Source organism: Tabrizicola soli (genome assembly GCF_015999335.1).
Classification (GTDB): Bacteria; Pseudomonadota; Alphaproteobacteria; order Rhodobacterales; family Rhodobacteraceae; genus Tabrizicola; species Tabrizicola soli.
Genome location: NZ_JAEACP010000044.1, coordinates 1 through 8,575, shown reverse-complemented (window position 1 = coordinate 8,575; position 8,575 = coordinate 1). Strand labels below are relative to the sequence as shown.

Annotated in this window: 9 protein-coding genes; 6 read left to right on the top strand and 3 right to left on the bottom strand. The window is 60.0% G+C overall.

What is annotated here, in order from left to right:
* Positions 1 to 111 precede the first annotated feature (111 nt).
* Together I7S92_RS22745 and I7S92_RS22740 are read left to right on the top strand one after the other, a co-directional pair.
* Positions 112 to 1,254 carry a hypothetical protein gene (locus tag I7S92_RS22745; RefSeq protein ID WP_197647786.1) on the top strand — a complete coding sequence of 381 codons (1,143 nt, stop codon included), beginning with the start codon at positions 112 to 114 and terminating at the stop codon, positions 1,252 to 1,254.
* Positions 1,255 to 1,274: 20 nt separating this feature from the next.
* On the top strand, positions 1,275 to 2,354 hold the full coding sequence (locus tag I7S92_RS22740; protein WP_197647785.1) for a hypothetical protein: 1,080 nt from the start codon (positions 1,275 to 1,277) through the stop codon (positions 2,352 to 2,354).
* A gap of 809 nt (positions 2,355 to 3,163) precedes the next feature.
* Here the strand turns inward: I7S92_RS22740 and I7S92_RS22735 are convergent.
* The 3 genes from I7S92_RS22735 to I7S92_RS22725 form a co-directional block, all read right to left on the bottom strand.
* The gene (locus I7S92_RS22735) at positions 3,164 to 3,763 is read right to left on the bottom strand and encodes a DUF5681 domain-containing protein (RefSeq protein WP_197647784.1); all 600 of its coding nucleotides are present in this window, start codon (positions 3,761 to 3,763) and stop codon (positions 3,164 to 3,166) included.
* Complete coding sequence (locus I7S92_RS22730) at positions 3,760 to 5,082, bottom strand: site-specific DNA-methyltransferase (RefSeq protein ID WP_197647783.1); 1,323 nt, start codon at positions 5,080 to 5,082, stop codon at positions 3,760 to 3,762. Before I7S92_RS22730 ends, I7S92_RS22735 begins: the two co-directional genes overlap by 4 nt.
* Before the next feature lie 318 nt (positions 5,083 to 5,400).
* A complete protein-coding gene (locus I7S92_RS22725; RefSeq protein ID WP_197647782.1) occupies positions 5,401 to 6,000 on the bottom strand; it encodes a PDDEXK-like family protein in 600 nt (199 codons plus the stop codon).
* A 108-nt stretch (positions 6,001 to 6,108) separates the two neighbouring features.
* Here I7S92_RS22725 and I7S92_RS22720 point away from each other — a divergent pair, with 108 nt between their 5' ends.
* The 4 genes from I7S92_RS22720 to I7S92_RS22705 all read left to right on the top strand — a co-directional run.
* Positions 6,109 to 6,351 (top strand): helix-turn-helix domain-containing protein, encoded by a 243-nt coding sequence (locus tag I7S92_RS22720; protein ID WP_197647781.1) that lies wholly within the window; start codon positions 6,109 to 6,111, stop codon positions 6,349 to 6,351.
* Between the two features lie 427 nt (positions 6,352 to 6,778).
* Complete coding sequence (locus I7S92_RS22715; protein ID WP_197647780.1) at positions 6,779 to 7,696, top strand: hypothetical protein; 918 nt, start codon at positions 6,779 to 6,781, stop codon at positions 7,694 to 7,696.
* Positions 7,693 to 8,025 carry a hypothetical protein gene (locus I7S92_RS22710; RefSeq protein WP_197647779.1) on the top strand — a complete coding sequence of 111 codons (333 nt, stop codon included), beginning with the start codon at positions 7,693 to 7,695 and terminating at the stop codon, positions 8,023 to 8,025. Before I7S92_RS22715 ends, I7S92_RS22710 begins: the two co-directional genes overlap by 4 nt.
* Before the next feature lie 364 nt (positions 8,026 to 8,389).
* On the top strand, positions 8,390 to 8,575 hold a 186-nt coding region (locus tag I7S92_RS22705), incomplete at its 3' end, for a transposase (protein WP_197647778.1).

Below are 8,575 nucleotides of genomic sequence, written 5' to 3'. Positions count from 1 at the left end.
TTCGGAAAGAATGGCTTCAGGCGCTCCATTTGCGCCTCGGACAGCCAGTAGAGGTTGCTCATCGGTCAGGTCTCCTTGCGAGGCCTGAATCACGCGAACCGCCCGAAATCAATGGGTCTGGAGCCTAGCTCGGCTTACGCGAATCGGGGAGGCATTAGGTTCCAGAGAGACGCTCTTAAAACCACTTCGGCCCGCCGAATTCGAAGCCGGCTTGTTGAGGACTTGACCCGCGGCGCAGTTATTCCGCCAATTGTGATTGGCATCGTGGTAGATGAAAATGGATGGGGCAGTGTCCCGGGTCTCGCATCTCCGATGGCAGTTAGAAAAGTCTTGGACGACTTTAAGGATAACCTCTCAATCATTGATGGTATGCAGCGAACAACTGCGCTAATTGACGCAAGAAGTAACTCAGAAGACGTTGGGCATCATACAATTAGAGTGGAGGTTTGGATTGCAAAAACATCAGAAAGCCTCATTTACCGGATGCTTGTGCTGAACACTGGCCAAGTACCTTGGAATTTGAAGCAACAGCTTGAGGTCGTTTACGCTCCTCTGGTCAACACAATAGCAAGCAAAGTCAAGTTTACACGTCTCCTCACGGGAAGTGATAGGAGATGGAAGGGGGGAGAATTCAAGACGGATTCACTCATCGAATCATACATCGCATTTGGACTCCGGAGAACGGAGATCGATACCCAAGAGAATTTAGCGGATGAATTTTCCAGACTCGATGTTGCCGACGCACTAACTGGCCGGAAGTATGATCAATATTTTTACCGCGTTGTGCAGATGCTAGTTGATTTTGATATAGCCCTATCTCGGCTGAATGAAGTTGTCGACCCTCAGACAGCAAATCCGGATGACGGCGACGATGGCGTTGAAAAACCTCAGCGTGGGCGCCAGATGAACCGCGGAAGGAATATTTTCGATTCTCAAGCTGCTCGCGTCGGCTTTATCGTTGCCTGCGCGGTGTCAATTCTCGGAAGAATTGGCATGGATAAGGATAACGAAGACAGTGAGAAAAATTGCGCCGCCTTGGAGGACAAATGCTCTAATCTGATCGCTGAGATGGCCAAAAAGAACGAGGATGAGTTGAATAAATTCATCGCTCTGGATGTCCTTTCTGAAAAGCTTAGCAAAAGACCAAGCTCAGCAGTCGGTCGGTGGGAGCGAAACTACTTTGAGAGCGCCTTCAAAATATTGATAGAAGAAGAGTTTTCTGTTCCCAGTCTTGAACCCTGCTGGCGGGCGTAATGGCGCGCCGAAGGATTGAAATGTCTAAGGATGTATTTGATAGAATATTTTCCTCGGCAGTTGCCCTCGACAAGGATTTCCCTATCGACTCGGAGGCGCGCTGGATCACTCGGAAGGATGATGACGACGCTGATCTGATGGCTAATGCCAAAATTCAAGTGAGGCGACTTGGTCAGAGAGAGGTCACGGCGGTTGTCGATCATATGGATCGCAAGATATTCTGCGCAAGCGGATATGGGAGGCCAAACGAACCGTGGGAACGGGTCAAGGAGATTGACGGCACTCCAGGCCTATTTGCTCTATTTGTTACGGAGGCCAACATCCCATCCACCGCAACTGCGGCTCGGGCTCGGAATGTCTTGGAAGGTTCATACCGTGGGGTCGCGGGATACGAAGGGCACTCTCTTTTGGAGGTTTCTGAGGTGTTCCCTGAATTGACCTTCTGGGAAATTGAACGCCCTGAGGTCGATGTTTACTCAACTGACATCTATCGGATAGCGGGTAGTTTCGTAGTGCGATCTTATGGGCATTACCCGCTGGAGATAGGCCCAAAAACCAAGTTGAAGCTTGTAGGGTTATTCGAGGACGGTTCTTCTGTGATGCCTTTCCCCCTGCTGCTGCAAGGAGTTATTTCCTATAGTTGGTCCGGCCTTTTTTTGGATGTTTACAGAAGCATTGAGCAACTGTACAGTGCTCCTAAAATTGAGAGGTTGGCTGCGAAGTTTTCTATTAACTGCGCACTCTCGGATCTGGCCGAGGCGCTTGAGAGTTTTATTTCTTGGAGGCCGAAAGAAGAAGAAGCGCTCTCGCTTCTCCTTGGAGAGGTGTCACAGCCAGTTCGTGCGTCTATCGTCAATGCATTTTTTCAAGGCACCGGAGATCCACCAGATGCAACTCCAGCTAAGTGTGCATCTTACATTTACCAATTAAGAAACTCCCACGTTCACTTCCGCCCGGCGATGAAAGCAGCACCGATGTCGCCAGAAAAGTGGGACAAGATAATTTCTGCGATGTGTGACGCAGTTCTTGAAATATATGAAAAATTTGGCCACGCTTTCCTTGTCTCGAGAACACCGCAGGCCTCTGCCCGCATTCGGTGACGCGGATGCCTTGTATCTACGCCGGGTGGTTGCCTCGGGGGGTATCGGCGGGAAGGTCGGCTACCTGCGCAGTGCATCGCCATCTGAGCGAGACGCGAATGGCCGCTTTCGCCGATTGCTGCGGAGACGATGCCGCAACCTCACGGGCCGCATCCCGCCCTTCGCGCCTACCCCCAGTGCGCCCTAGCGATACCAGCGCGGTGATCATGCGCTTCCAGGGAGGGATAGGGAAGCGGAGCAAGTAGCCGGGTCGGTAGGCCACCCGTCGGCTTGAAGGTCCTCATTCGCTTGGCCGAAGTTCGGCCTGGACTTCCTGCCGCAAGGAAGCGGTGGTCGGTTGGGGGCAGCGACGCGAGGACCGAATGCCGCATGCAGAGATGGGGGAAGGGTTCGCGGTCCTGACGGGGCTGCTGGAGGATGCTGCTGGTCTGGCCGCGGAGGGACAGTCGCCCAGGCTGGCGCGAGGAGAGGCGCAGGCCTTGGTTGCCGATCTCCGCGATCTGCTTGGACACGCGACTGCTGCCCTGGATGAGCTCGACGCGACACTCGCCGGAGGCTAGAGCCGAAGTGGGCTGCCGTTCCGGCGCCTTGTAGTCCCGCCTCCATCCGATCAAGTCGCCGAGAGATCCGGCCCGCAGGCCCTGCCCGGACATCACGCGTTTTGCCCTGCGGCCCGATTGCCCGACCGTCGGTCGGGAGGGCGAAGATGCCGGTGGGAGCGGTCTGGCTATCCGATGTGGCGTCGGCATCGCGGGGCGCTGCCGATGGATGTTCACCCTGTCCATCGGCAGCATGGGCGCAAGGTGCGGTCAACGAAGCTTCCTGAGCTTCTCGAGCTCTGCGCTCATCGCCGCAATCGCTTCGGCGCCCAGTTCGTTGGTCTCGTCCGTCAAAATCTCCAGATAGGGATCGGCGAGTGGCAGCTTATGGTTGATTCCATAGAGTTCCTTGAGAGCCGTATGATACCAGGTCGTCGCAACCTGGATCGCGCGCAGGTCACCCTTCAAGGCTCTCCCCGTGAGGCTGCGAAGGATCGCCGTTTGGATGGGTATCTTGATCCTGCCCTTGGGGGTGTTCGCCGTGATCTCCTCTTGCATGATCTCGATGATGTCGCGGCGGTGCTGCGACAGGAACGGTCCGTGCGGCAGCTTGGGCGGCCGTCCACGGGAGTTGCCGGAATGGCCTTTGGCAAACCTCCCGTTCTTCTGCCTGACGGGTTTGGCCGCGCCGCCAGGTGGCTGAGCCGCAAGGTCCGCGCCTCGTGCCGCCGGTTCGGCGTCGCTGGAACCGGCTGCGGGGGTATCGGCGGAACCACCATGGTCCTGATGCCCCTCGTTGCCCGCGCCAGTCTCGATCCCTCTGTCATGTGCCGGGGTGTCACGGTCCTCGTTGTTGTCGTCGTTGCTCATGCTGCATCCTCCTGGTTCGAGGCGGCGCGCTCGGCCGCGACCTGATCGAAGGAACGGCCAGCGAGCGTGGCCTCCAGACCTGCGCATGCGCGCAGGCGCCGGATGATGACATCGCAATAGAGGGGATCGATCTCGATGCCGTAGCCGCGCCGCCCGGCCCTGTGGGCGGCGACCAGCGTCGTCCCCGATCCGGCGAAGGCGTCGAGCACGATGCCCCCGCGCCGGGAACAGTCGAGGATGGCGTCATGAACCAGCGCCACCGGCTTCACCGTCGGATGCATGGAAAGATCGGCGTCCCGGCTGCCGCCGAAGCTGTTGGCGCCGGCATAGGTCCAGACATTGGTGCGGTAGCGCTCGTTCTTGCCCAGCTCGACATTGTTGACATGCGGCGCGCGTCCGGACTTGAAGACGAACACCAGTTCATGGGCCGACCTATAGAGCGAGCCCATGCCGCCATTGGTCTTGGCCCAGACGCAGAGGTTCTTCAGCTCGGTGTAGCTCGCATTGCCGGCGGCCAGGATTTCCTGTTGATGGCGCCAGTCCATGCAGTGGAAATGGATGGAGCCGTCGACCGAAGCCCCGGCCAGGTGCCCGAAGACGGTGAAGAGGAACTTGGTGAACGCCTCGGGTGACATCTCGCCGGAGGCCATGGCGAATTCGCGATGGCGCACCCTGCCCAAGCCGGAGACATGGCCGTCGATCGGGACGTTGTAGGGCGGATCGGTGAACACCATGCCCGCCTTCTCCTCCCCCATCAGCGCGGCATAGGTCGCCCCCTCCAGGGCATCGCCGCAGATCAGCCGGTGCCTGCCGAGCTGCCAGATGTCGCCCGGCCGCGTGACCGCCGGCCCGGAGGTGATCCCGGGCAGGTCGTCGGCCGGGTCCGGTGCAGCGGCATCGGGTGAGGCGGTGTCGATCAGCGCGTCGATCTCCGGAAGCTCGAAGCCGGTGATCGTCAGGTCGAAGTCGAAATCGAGCTCGGCCAGGTATTTGAACTCGATTCCCAGCAATTGCTTGTCCCAGCCGGCGTTCTCCGCCAGCCGGTTGTCGGCGATGACATAGGCTCTGATGTCGGCCTCGCTCATGTCGCCGAGGCGCAGGGTGGGAACCTCGGTCATGCCGAGGCGCCTGGCGGCCTCGACCCGGCCGTGGCCGGCGACGATCCCGTCGCTGTCGTCGACGAGGACGGGATTGGTGAAGCCGAACCGCGTGATCGAGGCGGCGATCTGGTCGAGCTGTTTCTTCGAATGGGTGCGGGGATTGCCCGCACGCGGATGCAGATCAGGGATGCGCCGATAGCGCAGTTCAAGCCTTTCCATGGGGAAAGCCCTCCGATGGCCGGGACCGCAGCACAGAGCTGCGCTGTCCGGGCGATTGACGTCTCATGCTGTTCGGGAAACCACACGCGGCCCATGCCATACGCTGGTCGACCAGCTGGGTCGAACGAACTGCCCATGCAGCCCATGCTTCCCCGGCGATCTCCGCACCCAGCCATCTGGCCTGCGGCGCACCACCACTGGTGGATGGCTTGTGAAGAGGGGCCGTGTCGTCCGAATTGCAGTCCAGGCGGGTCGAAAGCGCGACGTGGCGCTTCGCGTAAATCGACGCCCGTCTGGACGTTCAAACGGCCTCGATGATCAAGCCCTCTCGGAGCGGTGCATGGCACCGGCCTTGGATCGGCGCGAATGGAGCCGCAACCGGCAGGTCTCCAGTCCGGCGTCGCCAGCGCTGGCACTGCCCGGGGCCACGCCGGCCGGACGCAGCGCAAAATTGTCCCGATAGCGGGCGAACAGGCCCTCGAGCTGGTCGATGCGGAAGTAGCGCTCGTTGGCCGTCCTGCTGGTCGGCTTGTCGCGCCGGGCCACCCGGCCGGCCTCCTCCCGCGGCACCAGGTAGACGGTGCGCACCGAACTGCTCTCTGGCGCGAGAACGACGATGGCCAGCCAGTCGAACTGGTCGGGTTCCTGGTAGCCGACATAGGCCGGACCGCGGCTGAAGGTGCGCGACTTCACGGAGATGCGCTGGGCCGGTCCGTCGGGCGGCTGGGCGATCACGTCGTAGTGCGGCCAGTTGTCCGGCACCTTCAGGGCCGGAATCCCAGCCAGGGTCAGTTCCGCGGCGATCAGCATCTCGCAGGCATCGCCCATCTGCTTCGTCGTGAAGCTGCGCGCCGGACTCGCCCCTGCGGCCCTGGTTCGCTGCTCCTTCGGCACCTCTTCCAGCATCGTCACGTCCATGTTCATACGATCAGTGACGGCAGCACCGCTCTTCCACGGATGGAAGTCAAGCTGAATGTCACTGATCGTCTGTAGACCGGATGACGACAAACCTCTGTCTGTCTGGACATGGAAGATGTCCGCCACCGTCTCGGCTCGAACCTCCGCAAGCTGCGCCAGGCCAAGGGCCTGAGCCAGGAGGCTTTTGCCGACGAGGCCGGGCTGCACCGCACCTACATCAGCGATCTCGAGCGCTATGCCCGCAACCCGACGATCACCGTCGTCGACAGGATCGCGACCGCCCTCGGCGTCAGCATCGGTGACCTGCTCGATGACACGCCATCCTCCCCGCCGCAGAACCCAGGCGAGTGAGTCGACGCGCTCCGCGACACGAAGCCAGCATGATCGCTCGCAAAGGCAGCAGGATGCAGCCGCTCGGCCCATGGCGGTTCCGGTCCTTCTCGGACGGTCGGGCGGTCGTGAACACTGCAATGCATGCCACAAAGCGATCACGCATGCTGACCGCAGCGAGAAATCTTGGATTCAGGTCAAGCCAGTCGCAAGGCTCACTCATTGATATCTAGCCCCTGGAGCAAATCAGCTATTGGTACATCTTACCGCAATTGAGTGCGAGCCGCCCCTGAGCGTATGCTTCGCGCTGGAGGCGACCCGCGAGCACCGAGGGTGACAAAAGAACCGGGCCAAATAGCACAGGGACATATTCCGCGATTGTCATGTGGCTTTCATCACTCGCGACGCCAGGTTGGCTCGATCAAGCATCTGGAATACCGCAACGACCATGTCTTCCTCGTCCCCAGCTCCCGAAAAATTCGAAATCTCCAGACAGGATCTCTACGAGCAGGTCTGGGTCACCCCAGTCAGCAAGCTCGCCGAGAAATTCGGCGTGTCCGGTTCCTACCTCGCCCGGGTCTGCGAAGCGCTGAATGTGCCGCGACCTCCAGCTGGGTACTGGCAGAAGAAAGCGGTCGGGAAGGCGAAACCACGCCCCGACCTGCCGCCCCTGCTGCCGGGCGATCAGGAGACCTGGTCGAAGAACAAGCCACTCTCCATCCCCATCAGGAGCACCTCAACGCCACGCGGCAACAGCGCACGCAGCCCGGCAGCGAAGATTGTCCGAACAGGCCGCCATCCGCTTCTTCTCGGCGTGGAAGGGCACTTCCGCAGGACACGAAAGCTCGACGAAGGCGAGTTCCTGCGGCCCTACAAGCAGCTTCTGCCCGACATCGTCACCTCGGAAACCTGCCTGACCCACGCCCTCGACCTTGCGAGTGAAATCTACAATGCTCTCGAAAAGAGGGGACACCGCGTCCTGTTCGCTCCTCCGGACGGCAAGATGCACCGTCCTGACATCGAAGAGCGGGAGAGCCCTGGAAAGGACCGGAAATATGGCCGGTATTCCATGGGGCGCATCTGGTCCCCGCATCGGCCAACGATCAGCTATATCGGCACCGTCCCTGTCGGTCTTGCCCTGACAGAGATGACGGAGCGGGTTACCCTTCGCCGGATCGGCGACAGATACGTCCGGGAGGACAGCAAGGAGGTTCGATCTGCGAGGGCGTGGCAACTCTCCAATTCATGGACGACCGAACAGGATCTTCCCTGTGGTCGTTTCCGGCTGGTGGTCTATTCGCCCCTGCATGGGTCGCCTGGACGCACAATTGGCAAGAGACCGCGAAAGCCTCGCTTGGTGGGATGATCCCGGCAATCGTTCGCAAGCTGGAAAGCTCCGAGGAGGAACTCCGGAGGCTCATGACCGTAGCCGAGGAGGCGGCCGCGCAACGTCAGCGCGAATGGGAAGAGCAGCAGGAACGCTGGCGTCGGGAGGATGATCAGCGGCGCGTCGAGCAGGCGCAATCCGAGAGCCGGAAACAGCTGTCTGACATCATGGATAGGTGGGCAACCGCCCTTGCCGTCCAGCGTTTCTTTTCCGAAGCACGAGGAACGTGCAGGTCAGGTGGACGACGAACGCCGCGCCAGACTCATACAACGCTTGGCCTTGGCGAGATCAATGCTCGGCACATCTGATCCCTTGGACTATCTAGAGGAGTGGCAGGCTCCGGAAGAGCGCTATAGGTCAAAGTATAGCAGGGAGTGACGACCGAACAGAGCACGTGCAAAGCTCACCTTGTTCGAGTGTCGAGCGACTGAGGAGGACAAGGACGGCCCTGAGCTGCCGGTTGATCTTGCTGGATACTGCCACCGGCGCTCAACGTGAGTCAATTGGTGGGAACAATCGGAGATCGAGTCGAGGTTGTGTCGCCACGCAGATATCACGGCCCGCTATCGAGACCTCGTTCAGTTGGCTAGGGTTTAGCGATGTTATTTCTGACCTGCCACGGGATTTTTCCTCCATCTGCGATTAGAGTCCGGCCCATGGAGAGGACGGACGATGAAGAAGGCACGACTGACGGAAGAGCAGATCATTGGCATCCTGCAGGAGCACGAAGCCGGCGCGAAGTGTGCTGATCTGTGCCGCAAGCACGGGATGTCGGAGGGGACGTTCTATGCCTGGAAGGCGAAGTATTCCGGGATGACGGTATCGGAGGCCAAGCGGCTGAAGGCGCTGGAGGACGAG

What these genes read in the sequence shown, in the direction of transcription:
- I7S92_RS22720 (WP_197647781.1), top strand. Translation starts at nt 6,109, where the DNA reads ATGGAAGATGTCCGCCACCGTCTCGGCTCGAACCTCCGCAAGCTGCGC.
- I7S92_RS22725 (WP_197647782.1), bottom strand. Translation starts at nt 6,000, where the DNA reads ATGGACGTGACGATGCTGGAAGAGGTGCCGAAGGAGCAGCGAACCAGG.
- I7S92_RS22730 (WP_197647783.1), bottom strand. Translation starts at nt 5,082, where the DNA reads ATGGAAAGGCTTGAACTGCGCTATCGGCGCATCCCTGATCTGCATCCG.
- I7S92_RS22745 (WP_197647786.1), top strand. Translation starts at nt 112, where the DNA reads ATGGGTCTGGAGCCTAGCTCGGCTTACGCGAATCGGGGAGGCATTAGG.
- I7S92_RS22735 (WP_197647784.1), bottom strand. Translation starts at nt 3,763, where the DNA reads ATGAGCAACGACGACAACAACGAGGACCGTGACACCCCGGCACATGAC.
- I7S92_RS22710 (WP_197647779.1), top strand. Translation starts at nt 7,693, where the DNA reads ATGATCCCGGCAATCGTTCGCAAGCTGGAAAGCTCCGAGGAGGAACTC.
- I7S92_RS22715 (WP_197647780.1), top strand. Translation starts at nt 6,779, where the DNA reads ATGTCTTCCTCGTCCCCAGCTCCCGAAAAATTCGAAATCTCCAGACAG.
- I7S92_RS22740 (WP_197647785.1), top strand. Translation starts at nt 1,275, where the DNA reads ATGTCTAAGGATGTATTTGATAGAATATTTTCCTCGGCAGTTGCCCTC.